At 46.9% G+C, this 17,454-nt stretch carries 15 protein-coding genes; 11 read left to right on the top strand and 4 right to left on the bottom strand.

What is annotated here, in order from left to right; all coding sequences use genetic code 11:
• Positions 1 to 2 precede the first annotated feature (2 nt).
• From ACLHR0_RS14140 to ACLHR0_RS14125, 4 genes are all read left to right on the top strand, one after another.
• Positions 3 to 362, top strand: coding sequence for a BlaI/MecI/CopY family transcriptional regulator (locus ACLHR0_RS14140; protein ID WP_370912272.1), 360 nt, complete (start codon positions 3 to 5; stop codon positions 360 to 362).
• Positions 363 to 375: 13 nt separating this feature from the next.
• Entirely contained in the window at positions 376 to 1,896 is a 1,521-nt protein-coding gene (locus ACLHR0_RS14135) for a TonB-dependent receptor plug domain-containing protein (RefSeq protein WP_436487371.1), read from the top strand.
• Positions 1,897 to 2,007: 111 nt separating this feature from the next.
• Positions 2,008 to 2,469 (top strand): peroxiredoxin, encoded by a 462-nt coding sequence (locus ACLHR0_RS14130; protein WP_370912274.1) that lies wholly within the window; start codon positions 2,008 to 2,010, stop codon positions 2,467 to 2,469.
• 3 nt (positions 2,470 to 2,472) lie between these two features.
• Positions 2,473 to 2,982 (top strand): DsbA family protein, encoded by a 510-nt coding sequence (locus ACLHR0_RS14125; RefSeq protein ID WP_436487369.1) that lies wholly within the window; start codon positions 2,473 to 2,475, stop codon positions 2,980 to 2,982.
• Here the strand turns inward: ACLHR0_RS14125 and ACLHR0_RS14120 are convergent.
• On the bottom strand, positions 2,965 to 4,011 hold the full coding sequence (locus tag ACLHR0_RS14120) for a formylglycine-generating enzyme family protein (protein ID WP_436487367.1): 1,047 nt from the start codon (positions 4,009 to 4,011) through the stop codon (positions 2,965 to 2,967). The genes ACLHR0_RS14125 and ACLHR0_RS14120 overlap by 18 nt on opposite strands.
• 185 nt (positions 4,012 to 4,196) lie before the next feature.
• Between ACLHR0_RS14120 and ACLHR0_RS14115 the strand changes: the two genes are divergently transcribed.
• On the top strand, positions 4,197 to 5,561 hold the full coding sequence (locus tag ACLHR0_RS14115) for a GH1 family beta-glucosidase (protein ID WP_436487365.1): 1,365 nt from the start codon (positions 4,197 to 4,199) through the stop codon (positions 5,559 to 5,561).
• Positions 5,562 to 5,789: 228 nt separating this feature from the next.
• Here the strand turns inward: ACLHR0_RS14115 and ACLHR0_RS14110 are convergent, their stop codons facing one another.
• Complete coding sequence (locus ACLHR0_RS14110) at positions 5,790 to 7,019, bottom strand: hypothetical protein (protein ID WP_436487364.1); 1,230 nt, start codon at positions 7,017 to 7,019, stop codon at positions 5,790 to 5,792.
• Positions 7,020 to 7,028: 9 nt separating this feature from the next.
• A complete protein-coding gene (locus tag ACLHR0_RS14105; protein ID WP_436487362.1) occupies positions 7,029 to 8,363 on the bottom strand; it encodes a DUF4270 family protein in 1,335 nt (444 codons plus the stop codon).
• A gap of 247 nt (positions 8,364 to 8,610) precedes the next feature.
• Here ACLHR0_RS14105 and ACLHR0_RS14100 point away from each other — a divergent pair, with 247 nt between their 5' ends.
• From ACLHR0_RS14100 to ACLHR0_RS14080, 5 genes are all read left to right on the top strand, one after another.
• The gene (locus tag ACLHR0_RS14100) at positions 8,611 to 9,600 is read left to right on the top strand and encodes a Kelch repeat-containing protein (RefSeq protein ID WP_436487360.1); all 990 of its coding nucleotides are present in this window, start codon (positions 8,611 to 8,613) and stop codon (positions 9,598 to 9,600) included.
• Complete coding sequence (locus tag ACLHR0_RS14095; protein WP_429051015.1) at positions 9,593 to 9,937, top strand: DUF4907 domain-containing protein; 345 nt, start codon at positions 9,593 to 9,595, stop codon at positions 9,935 to 9,937. Before ACLHR0_RS14100 ends, ACLHR0_RS14095 begins: the two co-directional genes overlap by 8 nt.
• A gap of 557 nt (positions 9,938 to 10,494) precedes the next feature.
• A complete protein-coding gene (locus ACLHR0_RS14090) occupies positions 10,495 to 11,592 on the top strand; it encodes a sensor histidine kinase (RefSeq protein ID WP_429051014.1) in 1,098 nt (365 codons plus the stop codon).
• Entirely contained in the window at positions 11,589 to 12,320 is a 732-nt protein-coding gene (locus ACLHR0_RS14085) for a LytR/AlgR family response regulator transcription factor (protein ID WP_079470552.1), read from the top strand. The genes ACLHR0_RS14090 and ACLHR0_RS14085 overlap by 4 nt, the downstream gene beginning before the upstream one ends.
• Positions 12,321 to 12,511: 191 nt before the next feature.
• A complete protein-coding gene (locus ACLHR0_RS14080; protein WP_436487357.1) occupies positions 12,512 to 13,639 on the top strand; it encodes a cysteine desulfurase family protein in 1,128 nt (375 codons plus the stop codon).
• A gap of 232 nt (positions 13,640 to 13,871) precedes the next feature.
• Here the strand turns inward: ACLHR0_RS14080 and glmM are convergent, their stop codons facing one another.
• The gene (gene glmM / locus ACLHR0_RS14075; RefSeq protein WP_429051011.1) at positions 13,872 to 15,254 is read right to left on the bottom strand and encodes a phosphoglucosamine mutase; all 1,383 of its coding nucleotides are present in this window, start codon (positions 15,252 to 15,254) and stop codon (positions 13,872 to 13,874) included.
• Between the two features lie 166 nt (positions 15,255 to 15,420).
• On the opposite strand from glmM, the gene ACLHR0_RS14070 reads away from it, so the two are divergent.
• Positions 15,421 to 17,439 carry an LTA synthase family protein gene (locus ACLHR0_RS14070; RefSeq protein ID WP_436487355.1) on the top strand — a complete coding sequence of 673 codons (2,019 nt, stop codon included), beginning with the start codon at positions 15,421 to 15,423 and terminating at the stop codon, positions 17,437 to 17,439.
• Positions 17,440 to 17,454: the final 15 nt, after the last annotated feature.

Here is a 17,454-nt window from a genome sequence, read left to right as displayed (position 1 = left end):
GTATGGAAAAACTTACCCAGCAAGAAGAAACGGCCATGCTGGCTATCTGGAAAGTAGGGAAAGGTTTTGTGAAAGACTTCCTGGAAGCGCACAGCGCTCCGGCGCCGCCTTATACTACATTGGCTTCTACGATTAAGAACCTGGAGAAAAAGGGATTTGTGGAAAGCCGGAAAGTGGGTAACGTATATGAATATACGCCGGTTATGGAAGAAGCGGCTTATAAACAGAAGTTTATGAATGGCTTTGTAAAAGACTATTTCGAAAACTCCTACAAAGAGCTGGTGTCTTTTTTCGCGAAAGAGAAAAAGATCAGCCCGGATGAGTTAAAGGAAATTATCAACATGATAGAAAAAGGTAAATAATAAAATTACAGCCATGGTACCTGCTATTTTAATATACCTCTTAAAGGCAAATATCGCACTCACCTTATTTTTTCTCGCTTACCGCTTTGGTTTGCGCAGGCTTACCTTTTATACCGGGAACAGGTTGTTCCTGCTCACCGGTATTGTCTTTTCGTCCCTGTTTCCCTTAATTCCCATTGATGCGTTTGTAAACAGGCATGAAGTGCTGGCGGGCAACGTCATGACCTATGTTCCGGATCTGGCCGGCTGGCGGGCGCCTGCACCGGTGTTCACGATCTGGACACTACTGGTGTATATTTTCTGGACAGGGGTATCTGTAATGGCTATACGTTTTTGTTTCCAGTTGTTATCCTTATGGAAGATACACCGTACCTCGCAACGCAGTGAAATAGCCGATATCCCGGTGCAGGTATTGCGGCAACCGGTGAATCCTTTTTCTTTTTTCCGGAATATCTATATCAATCCGGTACTCCATCAACCTGAAGAGCTGCCCGCCATACTGCGTCATGAAAAAGTGCATGTACAGCAGTGGCACAGCGTTGATGTGGTGTTAGGAGAACTTAATAACATTTTTTACTGGTTCAATCCCGGCGCATGGCTGATGAAAACAGCCATCCGTGAAAACCTGGAGTTTATAACAGACAGGTACCTGCTGAAGCAGGGTGTGGATAAAACCGCCTATCAATACAATTTAATTAAAGTAAGTGGGATCCCATATGCGACGGCCATCGCAAACAATTTCAATTTCTCACATCTAAAAAACAGGATCATCATGATGAACAGCAAAAAGTCATCACGTTATCAAATGGCGCGTTACCTGGTATTAGGACTGCTGGTAGGTGGAACCGTTTTGTCGCTCAATTACACCAAGGCGCCTTCCGTTAATCCTTTAGCCCTTGTTATCGTCAAGGACACTGTACCGCCATCTCCGCCGGCGCCACCACTTCCTCCACCTCCGCCGGCGCCACCTAAAATAAAGGTGGCTAAACCGACACCACCGGCAAAAGTAAAAGAAGTACCAGCGCCGGAAGTCAAACTGAACGGTAGTATGACTCTTCGGGGAATAGACCCCGCCAATGCACCGCTCTATATAATTGATGGTAAAGTTGCGGAATCAATTGAAGGTATTGACCCTAACAGGATTGAAGCCATTGAGGTATTAAAAGACAAAAGTGCAACTGCTTTGTATGGCGACAGGGGAAAAAATGGGGTTATACGTGTTACGCTGAAGAAATCTGCAGCGACTATGACACCCATTAAAGCATCGGGCGTTGTAGTAACAGGTAATTCCTTTAGTGCCTCGGAAGGTGCACTGTTATTGGTGGATGGTAAAAAAATGACTAAAGAAGAAGTGGGGGCAATACCTCCTTCCAATATCAAATCTGTTAATGTGTACAAAGGCGGTAAGGCTACCCTTTACAAAGGTACGCCACAGCCAAACGGGATAGTGATGATCAGCACCAAAGACAATCCGGATGAACTGATTGTATCTGGTGTGATAACCATGGAGTCGGATACGGTTAAAATAAAATAGTAGCGGCAATAATCTGTCACAAAAAGCCACGGTCCGCCACCGTGGCATTTTTGTTTCTGCACAACATTATTCCGCAATAGCTGTTTATATAGGGTTAAGAACTCATTGCTTATGTTACAAAAAGGCGAAACTGCTCCCGATTTCACGCTGGATGCCACTCCTGAAAAGAAGGTGCATTTAAAAGACCTTCGCGGGAAAAATGTTATCCTGGCTTTTTACCCGGCCGACTGGAGTCCTGTATGCAGCGATCAGATGGCGCTGTATAACGAAATACTGCCCTATTTCGAAAAGTACAATGCGGTGTTGCTGGGTATTTCTGTAGATGGCGCCTGGTGTCATCAGGCATTTGCCAGCGCCCGCCAGATCCACTTCGACCTGCTTTCCGATTTTGAGCCGAAAGGCGCCGTTTCCATTGCTTACGGTGTATATGAAGAAAAGTTTGGGGTGAGTAAACGTGCCTTGTTTGTAATAGACGCCAACGGCATTATCCAGTGGAGCTATTTATCGCCGGTAAATGAAAACCCCGGTGCAGATGGTATCCTCGAAGCATTGGAAAACCTCAAAAATAAATAAGATATGCCCACCCTCATCCCGCCGGTAAATGCTATGGATCATGTGCTAGGCAAACCTGATGCAGCTATTGAACTGGTAGAATACGGAGATTTTCAATGCACTTTCTGCGGCGAAGCTTTTTTTATTATAAAACAGTTGCGGGAACAACTGGATACCCGGCTCCGTTTTGTGTTCCGTAACTTTCCTTTGTCCGAAGCCCATGAATATGCGATGGATGCTGCGCTCGCAGCGGAGGCCGCCAGCCGGCAAAACCAATTCTGGGAAATGCATGATGCGATCTACGCCCGTCAGTCTGATTTGACTGAAGGGTTGCTATTGCAGCTGGCCACCAGTCTCGGATTGGATCTGAGACAATTCAGGGAAGACATGGAATCCCCCAAACTACTGAGCAGGGTGGAAGCCGACTTTGAAAGCGGTGTTCGCAGCGGCGTGAATGGTACGCCCACTTTTTATGTAAACGGCAAACGTTATAACGGCGACTACCGTGAATTGCCGTCATTTCTGGACAAGTGAACGCACGCAACGGAAGCCAAGATTAGCCAGGCCCGATTCAGGCGTGCTTTTCATACGTGCAGATACCCGGTATCCCCGGCAATATTCATCACTGCACATAAAGGAGCCTCCCCGGATGACGCGCTTGGCCTGGCCCGGATCGTCCGGATCAAATCCTGCTGCCGGTCCGGCCGGATTCTTCACCCCTTTTTCTCCCTGGATATAATAATTGGCGTCGTACCAGTCTTCACACCATTCCCACACATTGCCGGACATGTCATATAACTGGTAACCATTAGGGCTATACGATTTCACTGGCGCAAGCCCGTAGTAACCATCTGTTTTGGTATTATGGTAGGGGAAGTTACCGTTCCAGGTGTTGGCTTTAGGTTGGCCGCTGGTTAAGGCTTCGGTTCCCCAGGGATATATTTTGCCTGAGAGACCGCCACGTGCCGCGTATTCCCATTCGGCTTCCGTAGGAAGGCGTTTCCCGGCCCATTTGGCATAAGCCTGTGCATCCAGCCACGACACCTGCGTTACCGGCTCATTTTCCCGCTTATCGATATTACTGGCCGGCCCTTCGGGATGCTGCCAGGTGGCGCCCGGTACAAACGACCACCATTGGGAAATATCATTAAAAGGAACAGCATGATCAGGAGGCGTGAATACCAGGGCTCCCGGCGCCATCATTCCTGCCAATGCCGCGCTGTCGGGTTCCGGTGTTCCGGGCGGCAGGCTGGCCAGCAATTCTTCTTTGCTGATGGGCTTTTCGGCAGTAGTTACATATCCTGTTGCGGTCACAAACTGTGCAAATTCGGCGTTGGTTACTTCATGTTCATCCATCCAGAACCCGGCGATATCCACCGTGTGTTTGGGATATTCATCGGCCATACCGGTTGAATCGTCGGCTCCCATCGTAAAAGTTCCCGCCGGTATCAGTACCATTTTATTCAGTGAGTCCTTTCCGCCGGCAGCTGCATCCTGCTTTCCCGGATTGCCCGCGCAGGCGCTCAGGAATGCAAGGCCAAGCAATAGGTTTATCTTAAACATATATTTGTCTATCAATTTAGTAGGCTTCCAAAAATAGGATATTAAAACAGCTTTTGCGAAATTTTCACGGCGGACTTTCACACCGTAATTACCCGTTAACAATTATATAATTAAATTTCCCCGAAAACTGTTGTAAACTGCATGCTGTTTCGGGAAGCACTTGGCCCCGGTTACAGGTATTGCATATGCAAACAACTGCCGTACCCTTTACCCGAAAGGATTTCGGGGACGATTTTCTCTGGGGGGTTACTATTTCCGCATTTCAGAATGAAGGTGCCTTCGATACCGATGGCAAAGGGCCTTCTATTTGGGATACTTTCACCGGCCGTAAGGGCAAGATCAAAGATAAAAGCCACGCACAAACCGCTACCGATTTTTATAACCGCTACACGCAGGATATCCTGCTGGCAAAGCTGCTGGGCTTTTCCGTTTTCCGTTTTTCATTGTCGTGGTCACGCATCATGCCTAAAGGCACCGGTGCGGTAAATCCTGCTGGGATCGACTTTTACCACCGGGTAATAGACGCGTGCCTGGAGTTGGGGCTGGAGCCTTATGTAACGCTGTATCACTGGGATTTGCCCCAGGCGCTGGAGCATAAAGGTGGCTGGAGCCACCGGGGTGTTGTTTTTGCTTTTGAAGAATTTGTACGGGTATGTGCCCGTGAATTCGGGAATAAAGTGAAGAACTGGATTGTGATGAATGAGCCTTTCGGGTTTACCGCCCTTGGTTATATGCTGGGTGTGCATGCACCTGGCAAATTTGGCCTTTCCTGGTTTTTGCCGGCGGTGCACCATGCGGTGATGGCGCAGGCGGAAGGCGGACGGGTACTCCGGGAAGAAGTTGCCGGCGCCAATATCGGCACGGCATTGTCGTGCTCACAGATTATTCCCAACAGCAACAGCGATGCCGACCTGCTGGCCGCGCGCCGCGCAGATGCACTGTTTAACCGCTTGTTCCTGGAACCCTCGCTGGGGATGGGATACCCGGTAGCAGATTTTCCGTTGCTTAAACGTATTGAACGCCGCTACGCCCTGTGGCGCGACTGGGACCGGCTGGCCTTTGATTTTGATTTTATTGGTGTGCAGAATTATTTTCCGCTGGTAGTAAAGTACAACACTTTCATGCCGGTGGTAAGGATCTCTGAGGTGAAGGCCAGGTACAGGAATGTACCGCTAACAGGACTGGGATGGGAGATTAACGGCAATGGGTTATACGAAATTCTACGGCAGTTTGCCGGTTACAAAGGAGTGAAAAAACTGATCGTTACTGAAGGCGGAGCCGCTTTCCCGGATATCCCCGGCGCCGATGGCCGTATCGCGGATACAGCCCGCATCAGCTACTTCCAGGAATATCTTGCTGCCGTACTGAAAGCAAAGAAAGAAGGGATTCCGGTAGACGGTTATTTCGCCTGGACCCTCACCGACAACTTCGAGTGGGCCGAAGGCTACCGTGCACGCTTTGGCCTGGTGTACGTAAATTTTGATACACAACAGCGCATGATTAAAGACTCCGGCTACTGGTTCCGCGAGCTGCTGTCGGCGGGATCATAGCGGAGATCGCCTTCGGCGATGCGAAATTTGTCTTGGCTCAGGATTACGCTGATTATACTGATTAGTTTGATTTACTTTTTTGATTTTATAAAGGATTAAGGGAGATAGAAGCGGATATTCGCTTTTATCTCCCTTAATTATTAATCTAAAAATCCAAAAAAAATCCAAAAGTAAAAATCAAACTAATCAGTATAATCAGCGTAATCCTGAGCCAAGACAACATCCGCGCTATTGTGCCAGGCGTTTGAAGAACCAGATATCGCGCAAGCTGAAGTTGAATACGGCGTTGACATAAGTTTCCTTGACCAGTGCCGTGCCTTCTTTTCCGCGTTGCCCGGCTTCCAGGCCGACGTAGTATCTGAGCTGCCCGTTTTTATTGGGGAGTGATACGCCTAGTGTGCCCGAGATATCGGTGATTTGCGTGCTGCCTATTACCAGCGGGGTTTTATTATAAGCAAATCCGGCCTGTAACACGGCTCCTTCAAAGCTTTGGTTATAGTAATGCCGTTTAATCGTATATTCTACACCGGTAGAATACCGTTCTCCGTCCTGGTAGCGGTAGGTAGCGCCTTTTTCATTCAGTGAGTTCCACAGTGAATGGCGGTAGTCTGCCACCCAGGTAATGGTACCGTTGGTAAGGCTCAGACCAGCGCCGTATTCTGCGGGCAGGGTAAAGAAAGAAGGGTCCTGGTCTTTCTGATACAACGACGTGCCGTCCTGGTTAACGATATTCAGTTTTTCCTGGAGTTTCATTGTTGTTTCGAAGCGATAAGTGGCGCCCAGTCCCAGTTGCCAGTCTTTACCTATTTTTCCTGCATATTGTGCGCCGGCTGTAAAGTTAGGTTTGAACCCATATTTATTGTGCTGTGTTTGTAAGGAGTCAGAACCAATGTATTGTGTAGTATTCAGCGGGCCAAATAAGAAAGCGGTGGATACGCCGGCGGAGAAGTTTTTGCTGATCTGGAATCCGTTGGAGATATAGGCCCTGTTGAACCCGCCGGTGCCGGTAGTAGTGGCGGTTACGGGGCTGCCGGTACCGGTTACAAATTGCTGGTTTTCCAGTTTGTAATCAATCGTGCTGAAAGGTGTGATACCTGCGCCGATGCCCCACCATTTGGCTGCTTTGAATCCAAGTGCAAGCCGTTTAAAGTTAATATCCCCGGCGCTTTGTGAAATATTATTGCCACTATAATTTATCTGTTGTGCTTTCAGCGACACATCAAACATAAAGTTTTGCGGAGGCAGTGCGCTATAGGAAGCGGGATTGAGTTCGTTGAGATAACCGGAGTGCCTGCGGCCGATGCCGGTGCTTCCCAGTCCGAAATTGCGGCTGTAATCCCTCGATTCCAGGTCGCCTATGCCGTAGGCAGAATAAATGGAATTAAGGCCACGTTGCGCTTTTACGGTAGCCGTGCACAACAGGAGTAAGATTAATCCGCTATATATTTTTATTCGCATGAGTGTCCTTTATTTATACAACAGGTAGTATAACTGTATTTTAAGCTGGTTTTGCGTATTCTTCTGATCACCGGTAACCAGCCTGTCCAGCGTTGTTCTGCTGTCGGTAGCACTTGGTGTAAGCAAAAGGCCGCGGGAGTCGACATCGCTGACAGTTTGTTCTTTTGTTACATAGTTGGTGATGTCGAAGGTGTAATTGGTATTTTTATCATACAGTTTATCTACTGTCAGTTGACCATAAGTAAGGGTATCTGTTACATCATTCAGTTTATTCACCTCGCACAGTGCCATTCTCGGTGGAAGGCGGTTATCTGTGTAGCTGCCGAGGACCGGTTTTAGCGTCATATATACTTTCATTATTTTAAAGAACTGCCCCATGTACACGAGGTTCTTGATATAAGGGATATCTATTCGTGTAGCCGATCCCGTGATAGGCCGGGTGAACACCCTGTTGCCGGTGCTGGCGGAGGAAAGTTCTTTAACGTTGCCTGTAAGCGGCGCCAGTGGCGTGCCGGTCTGATCTGCTACTACCTGGTTGAATTGCAGGTTAGATGCCTGCATTTTAAAATCAACATATTTAACGGTGGTAATAATTTCGTTGACATGATAGTATAACCGCATTACGAGATAATTTTCTGTAGCACGAAAGCCGCTAACGGCTTTGCTATTCGGGCCACCCCGTACATTCAGACCTTTAAAAAATTCGAGGAAAGTATTATTGGCGGTGATATCCGGACTTTTGTTAACCAGCATGGTAAATAGCTGACTGCCCAGCTGATCGGACATATGTACGGTAACGATGGTGTCGGTACCGGGCCGTATAAGGCCGTTGAAGCTGCCTATTGGGGTACTTTCTGTTGAGAAGCTGCTGTTGTTGTACAGGTAATAGAAATTTTTTGCGGTTTGTATGGTAGATGTTACCCGGTATACCTGGAGTTCCTGTGGTATGGTGGAATCGCCGGCGATGTAACCGTTGGGGCGCATCATCAACACCATTGAATCGTATGCGGAGCCATTCGCCGGAATTTCCACGGCGGCAGGTTGTGCTATCTGGAAAAAGGATTGTATGGTGGCGGTGCCAAAAAGCGGATCGGTATTTTTACCGGCCAACAGCACTTCTACTCCCGAGGTGGGTACAGAATCCTGCTGCACGGTTTTCACATTTACGGTAAGTGTGTCGGTCAGGATGTAATCTGTATTCTGATTATTATCTACAACATTATTATAGGTAAAGCCTGTTTTTTGGCAGGAAGAAACAGCAGCCACCAGTAAAAGCGCCGGGAGATACCTGCGTAAACTCCCTGCCGTACGCCTGAAAAATAAGTGATACATGGTATTGTTCATGGTGCGCAATTTTAGACAGGATCGATACTTTCAGTTCCTTTAATATGCCAACGGCCAAAATTCATCGATGAATAACGAAATATATCCTTTATGCCGCCAATAGCGCAGCAACAGGCATTTCAGGCGAAAGAAACCCACTGGTAGATGAAATAACGGTATCCGTCCGCTAAAAACAGGGGAACAGCTATTTCCTGTTTGCCGGAATGCTCCTGCGGATAATTTTGGCGCTAGTAAAAAGAACATGCTAATGCGATATTTAAAAGGTTATAGTTTATTATTGATGGCTTCCCTGGCAGCCTGTTCGAAAGGTTCAGATACTACTACGCTGGTAGGGAACTGGGTTAAGCGCTCTCAGTATGAAGGCGTTGCCAGGAGCTCGGCAGCTTCCTTTGTAATTGATAATAGAGCTTATGTAGGTACCGGCTATGATGGAACTGAAAGGTTACAGGATTTCTGGGTATATAACGTGGATCAGAACCAGTGGACACAGGTAGCGCCGTTTACCGGTGTGGCCCGTAACGGAGCCGTTGGCATGGCTATGGCCGGTAAAGGGTATGTAGGTACCGGTTACGACGGATTAAATAAACTGAATGATTTTTACGAATACGATCCAGCTGCCAACAGCTGGACAGCGAAAGCTCCTTTTAAGGGTACTGCCCGTTATGGCGCGGTGGCTTTTGCACTGAACGATAAAGGCTTTATTACTACCGGTTATGATGGCAACTGGTTAAAGGATAACTGGCAATATGATCCGGGTACCAATGCATGGACGCAGGTAGAAAGCATGAACAGCGGCAAGAGAACAGATGCTTCGGCGTTTGTGATCGGCAACAAAGCCTATGTTTGTATGGGTACCGCCAATGCTGCTAATGTAACCGACTTCTATTCATTCGACGGAACTACGTGGACGACGCTGAACCAGATTTCCAATGTAAGCGACGATAGCTTTGATGATGACTATAACTTTGCAGGCAGTTCTGCCGCCGCGTTTTCTATGCAGGGCAAAGGCTACATCGTTTCCGGTATTAAGGGTGGCTATTCCGCCGCAGTGTGGGAATACACTCCGGGTACCGACCGTTGGGTGCAGAAAACTGCTTTTGAAGGTGCTGCCCGGTCGGGTGCAGTAGGCTTTGGTATAAAAGACCGTGGCTTTGTAGGTTTGGGCGCCAGCTCCAGCCTGTCGCTGGATGACTTATGGGAATTTAATCCTAGTGCAGAGTACAATAAAAATGACTAAGCGTAATATCATTATCGTAACCGGTATAGCCGTGATCATACTGGCTTTTGTGGTGGGGAGATCTTACCGGCGACCACACGACGCTGGCAGCGATATGCTTCCGGTAGCGGTGGTGCCCTTTGAAATACACAACGGATGGGGATATAAGGTAAACGTAGACGGACATACCTACATCTACCAGGATATCATTCCAGGCGTTCCGGGCAACCGTGTTTTCAGTTCAAAGGAGCACGCCCTGCGCGTTGGACAGGCCGTGGCAGCGAAGCTGACACAGAACAAAATACCATCGGTATCCCGGCAGGAATTAATAGCCATCGGTATCCCGGAAGCGCAATAACGCGCGCGGATTTTGTCTTGGCTCAGGATTACGCGGAGGTTGTCTTTCTCAGGATTACGCTGATTATACTGATTCAGGGATTTGATCACTTTGGATTTTAAAGGATTTGGGGAGATATGTGCGAATCTATCCGCTTCTATCTCCCCGAATCCTTTATAAAATCCCAAAAGTAAAAATCAAACTAATCAGTATAATCAGTGTAATCCTGAGAAAGACAACCTCCGCATAATCCTGAGCCAAGACAATTTCCGCGTTTTTAAGCTGTTTTTAATTTCTTTATTAAATTTAACAAACCCTTATATCGGATTAACAAATTTTAACACAAGCCTAACCCTATCTGGTGTAAGTTTATCGCATCAAATAATGTGATGCTAAATTTTAAACGGATTATCAAAAGTCGTCCCTTCCTCATTTCACTGCACATCCTTGGCTGGGCGTGCTTTCTGTTTTTTCCATTTTTCATTTATCGCATCCAGATTCTGCATACAGGTTTCTTTATTAAGGAACTTATTGACAACCTGTTTTTAATCGGTATATTCTATCTCAATATTTATGTGTTGATCCCCCGTTTTTTTAACGGGAAAAAGATTGCTATTTATCTCAGCACGATCGTTTTGCTGATCGTTTTTATTACGGCGCAACAGGCGGTCTTAAATTTTTATTTCTTCCGGAATTATGCGCACAGGGCGCATCCGATGATGGCTATTCGCCTGGATAAAAAATTTAACAATTCAGAAGTAACATCCGACGACTTTCCGCCGTTTCAACGTCGTCGTATGATGATCAGGGAAAGAATGGCGGGTGCAGAGGCGATCCCTGTTGAGCAGGCAACTGTGACGAGAGACACGCCTAACGATACCGCCGGTGTTGCCGTTACCAGTGTAGCCGCTACTCCCTTGCCGCCCGGAATGCCGCCAATGGAGCCGGATGCGCCAACTATCCTGGAGTACCTGTTTTTTCCGGAAGTGCTGCGGAGATCCGGATTTTTTGCCTTGCTCATGTTGTTTATGAGCGGATTTATAAAGATTGCCCTCGAATGGTTTAAAAGTGAAAAACAACGGGAAGAGCTGAAAGTGGAGAAATTAAATGCGGAATTAAAATTTTTAAAGTCGCAGATTAATCCTCACTTCCTTTTTAACTGTCTAAATACTATTTACTCGCTGGCGCATAAACAATCGGCGCAAACAGAACACGCCATCCTGAAGCTGTCAACCATTATGCGCTATATGATCTATGAGTCCAATGAAGCCAGGGTATTGCTGTCGCACGAACTGAAATACCTCCATGATTACATTGAAATACAACGTTTGCGGTTACCAAAGGACATAGAGATCACCTACCAGTTAAACGGAAATGCAGATGGCGTAGAGATAGAGCCTATGCTGCTGGTGCCCTTTGTGGAAAATGCGTTTAAACACGGGATCAGTTACACGGAAGATTCCTTTATAGACATAGATATTGCTACAACTGAAAATATGATCAGATTAACGGTTAAGAACAGTCACTTTAAAGAACGGGTAGCCGAAAGGGGGGGCGTTGGCCTGGACAACGTATTAAAACGATTGGCATTGCTCTATGAGCATGAACATGAGATTGATATCACGGAAACCGAGAACCAATTTATTGTTGATCTTAAAATTGCGTTGAAAAAATGATAAAGTGTATTGCAGTGGATGACGAGCCGCTGGCGCTGGAAATCATGGAAGACTACATCCGTAAGGTTCCTTTTCTGACCCTGGCAGGTAAATTCGAAAACGCGGCCACCGCGTTACGCTTCATCCAGGATGAACCGGTAGACCTGGTATTCCTTGATATCAAAATGCCTGATATTACGGGTATCCAGTTCCTGAAGTCCCTCAAATACCCGCCAATGGTGGTGTTTACCACTGCCTACGGAGAGTACGCCCTGGATGGCTTTAACCTGGATGTGGTAGATTACCTGCTGAAACCCGTTCCTTTTGAACGCTTCCTGAAGGCGGCCGCCAAAGCCAGCGAAACATGGTCTGCCACCCAGCAGAAAAATGTAAGCGCCGGCAATAATGCCATCCCGATGGACGCCGCATGGGTAAATGACTACATCTTCATAAAAACAGAATACAAGATCATCAAGATCAATCTGGAAGACATTCTTTTCATTGAAGCACTGAAAGACTATACGAAGATTTATACACAAAACCTGCCGGTACTCACGCTGCGCAGCCTGAAATCATTTGAAACCCGTTTGCCGGCCGATAAATTCATCCGGGTACACCGGTCATACCTCGTTTCCCTGAATAAAATCAACTGCGTGGAGAAGAATACCGTGATGATCGCCAACCAGTCGATCCCCATTTCAGATGGGTACCGCGACCGGTTCTATGACGTGATTAACAGAAATTCATAATATATTTTCCCTTCGGGAGATGTGGGTTAAAAGGAAACAACGCGCTCCAACAGCTTGGGCGGGCTGTTTCCTTTTAAATTTCCGTTCATAAAAAACCAAAATCAAAAATCCCAAAATTTTCGGAACTTCGCTTCCTTTTAAGACCACCAACCACCATTAATTATTATTCTTTTATCAAAAACCACCAAACATTGGAAAGAATATACTTCGACAATGCAGCTACCACATCGCTGGATCCAGCGGTATTGGAAGCAATGCTGCCATTTATGACGGAAAAGTTCGGTAATCCTTCCTCTATCTATTCTTACGGACGGGAATCAAGACTGGGTATCGAAAACGCGCGTAAATCAGTCGCCAAAACACTCAATGCACATCCGGGAGAAATTTTCTTTACCTCCGGCGGCACCGAAAGCAGCAATACGGCCATCAACGCGGCAGTAAAGGATCTTGGCTGCAAGCACATCATTTCTTCGCCAATCGAGCACCATGCTACGCTGCACACCGTAGAATACCTGCATCACCACGACGGCATAGCCCTCTCCTTTGTGAATGTGCTGCCTACCGGCCATATTGATATGGACCACCTGCGTGAACTGCTGCAGAATGCTCAGGAGCGTTGCCTGGTATCCCTCATGCACGCCAATAACGAAATCGGTAACCTGCTGGATATTCATGCCGTGGGCAACCTCTGCAAAGAGTTTGACGCCATTTTTCATTCAGACACCGTGCAAACCGTAGGTCACTACCCCTTTGACCTGCGTAATACGCCTGTACACTTCATCACCGGCGCCGGGCATAAGTTCCACGGCCCCAAGGGAGTTGGAATCCTGTACATCAATGAAAATGTTAAGATAACACCTTTCATCCAGGGAGGCAGCCAGGAACGTAACATGCGCGCCGGCACCGAAAACCTGTATGGCATCATCGGTTTTGCCAAAGCCCTGGAACTGGCCACCATACACCATGAAGAACACAGCGCACATATCAATGGCCTGCGCATGTACATGGCAGAACAACTGCAAAAGCATATTCCTGAAGTAGCTTTCAACGGCGACCTGTATGGCCGTAGCCTGTATACTGTATTGAATGTGGCTTTTCCCAAATCTGAGAAAACAGAGATGATCCTGTTTAATATGGATATCAACGGCATCTGCGCTTCCGGCGGCAGTGCGTGTACATCCGGCGCCAATGCGGGATCTCACGTTATTCGCGCCATCAACAGCAATCCTAATCAAATTGCGGTGCGCTTCTCCTTCTGTAAAAATAACACCAAAGAAGAAGTGGACAAGGTAGTGGAGCGACTGAAAGAATTGATGTAAGCGGATTTTGTCTTGGCTCAGGATTACGCTGATTTTACTGATTACCTGGATTTTTACTTTTGGATTTATAAAGGATTAAGGGAGATAGAAGCGGATATTCGCTCTTATCTCCCTTAATTATTATTTTAAGAAAATCTAAAAAATCAAAAAAAATCCAAAAGTAAAAATCCAGGTAATCAGTAAAATCAGCGTAATCAGCGAGAAAGACAAAATCCGCATCGCCGAAGGCGATCTAGTGCATAAATTCTTTAATGTCCTGCATGATCCTTTTGGCGATATTGTCTGCCGTAGTTTCATTCTGGCTTTCGGCGTATATACGGATGATGGGTTCTGTATTGGAAGTGCGCAAGTGTACCCAGTCTTTGTCGAACTCTATTTTCAATCCGTCTTCGGTATTTAAAGGCTGGTTTTTATACTTAACCTTGATTTTTTCGAAGATAGTTTTTACATCCACGCCTTTATCCAGCTCTATTTTATTTTTGGAGATGAAATAGTCGGGATAGCTGTTGCGTAAGGCTTTGATGCTTTTTTTGCTGTGCGCCAGGTGGCTCAGGAAAAGCCCGATACCGATCAGGGCATCACGGCCATAGTGCAGGTCAGGCACAATGATGCCGCCATTGCCTTCTCCGCCGATCACCGCGTTGGTGTCTTTCATTTTCTTTACCACATTCACTTCACCTACTGCAGACGGGGTGTATTCTCCACCATGCTTGAGGGTGACGTCTTTCAACGCCTGTGTGGAAGACATATTGGAAACGGTGTTACCTTTTCTTTTGCTTAACACGTAATCGGCTACTGCTACCAGCGTGTATTCTTCGCCGAACATGCTTCCATCTTCACAAACAAAGCACAAGCGGTCTACATCCGGATCAACGGCAATACCGAGGTCGGCATTGGATTTATTTACCTCATTGGAAAGAGCGGTCAGGTTTTCTGCCAGCGGTTCCGGATTGTGGCTGAATTTGCCGTTTACTTCCGCAAACAGCACTTCTACTTCCTCCACACCCAATGCTTTCAGCAAAGGTGGAACAAAGATAGCGCCGGTAGAATTTACCGCATCCACCACAATTTTGAAGTTACGTGCTTTAATGGCAGGCACATCCACCAATGGGTAGTTCACGATCAGGTCGATATGTTTCTGCAGATAGGAATCGTCGACGGTGTAGGAGCCGAGCTTATTTACATCTGCGAAATTAAAGTCTTCCTGTTCGGCTATTTCCAGCAACTGTGCACCATCTTCACCGGAAATGAACTCGCCTTTGCTGTTCAGCAGCTTCAGGGCGTTCCATTCTCTGGGGTTATGGCTGGCAGTGAGAATAATACCGCCTGCGGCATTTTCCATTGTAACCGCCAGTTCCACGGTAGGGGTGGTGGATAAACCGAGGTCTATCACATCAATCCCCAGCCCGTTGAGGGTGGATACTACCAGGTTTTTTACCATTTCGCCGGAAATACGGCCATCACGGCCTATTACCACCTTACGGTTGTCTGTTTGCCGGCTCAGCCAGGTGCCGTAGGCAGCGGTAAATTTCACCACATCTAATGGAGAAAGTCCCTCGCCGGGCTTACCGCCTATGGTTCCGCGTATGCCGGATATCGATTTGATCAGTGCCACAAGATTCAATTTTAAAGGAAGGCAAATATAAAAAAATCCATTCCAGAAATCCTAATTATGAAAAGATGACCACGAATACGCTGCTGTCATTCCTGTTTTTCAATTTTCCGCCATCACTTTTCACTATATTTGCAGCTACGCTTTTCAAAAAACAGCTATACGTTACATGCAATACTCGTGGAAGAATATACCCCGGTATATTCGTTATGTGTTTGTTCAAACGCTTTACCTCTTCCTGTTAATGGTGATGTTCAGGGCTATATTTTACCTGTTTTTCTTTAAAACAACCATTACAGAGCATGCAGCGATACTCAAAGCCTGGAACCTGGGACTAAGATTTGATCTCCGGCTGGCACTTTACCTCATGATCCCCATCTTGTTATTAACGCTGATTACCCGGAATAAATTTTTTACCTCCAGGGCTATACGTAATACCAGTTTTATCTATTTTTTCCTTATTTACCTGTTACTTACCCTTCTTTATATTCTTGACCTCGGTCATTACGACTACCTCGGACAACGTCTCGACCCTTCTGTACTGAGGTTCCTGGCAAAGGGGGAGCGGGCCGACAATGCCAGGATGGTATGGCAAAGTTACCCCGTAGTGCGGGGCGCCCTGGGCATTATAGTGTTCATGTTCCTTGTATACCGTTTGCAGAAGGCTACCTGGAAAAGATTTGCCGCCCAGCCGGTTACTTACCTGCGTAACTGGCCCTTTACCGGCTACGTTATAGGAATGGTGCTGCTGTTTGCCGCCGGCATCTATGGGAATATCGCTTATTTCCCGCTGCGCTGGAGCCAGGCCATGTTTACCCGCGATAACGGCGTAACCAGCCTGGGACTCAATCCCATCCTGTATTTCGCTTCCAACTTCTCCGTAAAAGGAGATACTTACAACCTGGAAGCCACCAAAAAATATTACCCTTACCTGGCTTCCTACCTGAAAGTGGATTCCACGGATGTTAATAACCTCAATTATGTTCGTACCGTTGCCGGCGATAGCAGCAAGCCCAGGCTCAATGTGGTATTGGTGATGCTGGAATCCACTGGTGCAGCGGTAACCAGTATGTACGGAAATCCGATGCAGGCCACGCCTCATATGCAGCGCCTGGCAGACAGCGGTATCCTGTTTAAGAATTTTTATGTGCCGGCTATCAGCACCGCCAAAACAGTATTTGGTGTGCACACCGGTTTACCGGACATTACCGCGGTAAAAACAGCGAGCCGTCATCCTAAAATGCTGGATCAGCGTATTGTGATGGACCAGTTCAAAGGATACGACAAACTGTACCTGCTTGGCGGAAATACCAACTGGGCCAATATCCGCGCGGTATTTACCAATAACGTGGAAGGTATCCGCATCTACGAAGAGGGCATGTACAAATCCGGGAAAGCCGATGTGTGGGGTATTTCCGATTACGACCTCATCACGGAGGCCAGTGGTATTTTTAAAGAAGATAATGATAAGAAGAAGCCTTTTGTAGCGTTCCTCCAGCTGGCAGATAACCACCCGCCGTATACCACCACCAGCGGCTCCGGCGATTTTAAGAAGCTGACGGAGAAAGACCTCGATATGAAAAAGTTTAAACAATCGGGCTTTGTGTCGGTGGATCAGTTCAATGCGTTGAGGTATGAAGATTATAACGTGGGGCACCTTATTGATATGGCGCGCAAAGATGGCTATCTTGATAACACCATTTTTGTATTTTTCGGTGATCATAACTGTGTGCTCAATCCATATAGTTTTATGCCGTTGCCGGAGTATGAGTTATCCACCGGCGGCGTGCATGTAACCGCATTTATGTACAGTCCGAAGCACCTGGCGCCGCAACAGGTTAATACGCCGGGAAGCTTACTGGATGTGTATCCTACCGTGGCAAAACTGGTGGGAATGCCATATAAAAATTATACATTGGGCGTAGACCTGTTTGACAGCACCCGGGTAAACGATAAATATGTGTTCATGACCTACCTGCGTAATCAGATGCCTTTTTACGCTACATTGGGCGATCGTTACCTGTACGAAATCAACCTGGTTACGGATGCTGCCGCTCTGTATGATCTGAAGGGCGACCCGTTGAAGAATATCCGTGCCCAGCAACCGGATACGGCGAAAAGCCTCGATAATTTAACACGTGGCTTTTACGAAAGCACCCGATATTTGATGTTTAATAATAAAAAATAGCTGTTAGTTTCTGCC

The sequence above is a fragment of the Chitinophaga sp. ARDCPP14 genome, from assembly GCF_051362515.1.
Lineage (GTDB): Bacteria > Bacteroidota > Bacteroidia > Chitinophagales > Chitinophagaceae > Chitinophaga.
This window is presented reverse-complemented; position numbering and strand designations above follow the sequence as displayed.

Coding starts and splice junctions, on each gene's coding strand:
- ACLHR0_RS14140 (WP_370912272.1), top strand. CDS start 3: ATGGAAAAACTTACCCAGCAAGAAGAAACGGCCATGCTGGCTATCTGG.
- ACLHR0_RS14135 (WP_436487371.1), top strand. CDS start 376: ATGGTACCTGCTATTTTAATATACCTCTTAAAGGCAAATATCGCACTC.
- ACLHR0_RS14130 (WP_370912274.1), top strand. CDS start 2,008: ATGTTACAAAAAGGCGAAACTGCTCCCGATTTCACGCTGGATGCCACT.
- ACLHR0_RS14125 (WP_436487369.1), top strand. CDS start 2,473: ATGCCCACCCTCATCCCGCCGGTAAATGCTATGGATCATGTGCTAGGC.
- ACLHR0_RS14120 (WP_436487367.1), bottom strand. CDS start 4,011: ATGTTTAAGATAAACCTATTGCTTGGCCTTGCATTCCTGAGCGCCTGC.
- ACLHR0_RS14115 (WP_436487365.1), top strand. CDS start 4,197: ATGCAAACAACTGCCGTACCCTTTACCCGAAAGGATTTCGGGGACGAT.
- ACLHR0_RS14110 (WP_436487364.1), bottom strand. CDS start 7,019: ATGCGAATAAAAATATATAGCGGATTAATCTTACTCCTGTTGTGCACG.
- ACLHR0_RS14105 (WP_436487362.1), bottom strand. CDS start 8,363: ATGAACAATACCATGTATCACTTATTTTTCAGGCGTACGGCAGGGAGT.
- ACLHR0_RS14100 (WP_436487360.1), top strand. CDS start 8,611: ATGCGATATTTAAAAGGTTATAGTTTATTATTGATGGCTTCCCTGGCA.
- ACLHR0_RS14095 (WP_429051015.1), top strand. CDS start 9,593: ATGACTAAGCGTAATATCATTATCGTAACCGGTATAGCCGTGATCATA.
- ACLHR0_RS14085 (WP_079470552.1), top strand. CDS start 11,589: ATGATAAAGTGTATTGCAGTGGATGACGAGCCGCTGGCGCTGGAAATC.
- ACLHR0_RS14070 (WP_436487355.1), top strand. CDS start 15,421: ATGCAATACTCGTGGAAGAATATACCCCGGTATATTCGTTATGTGTTT.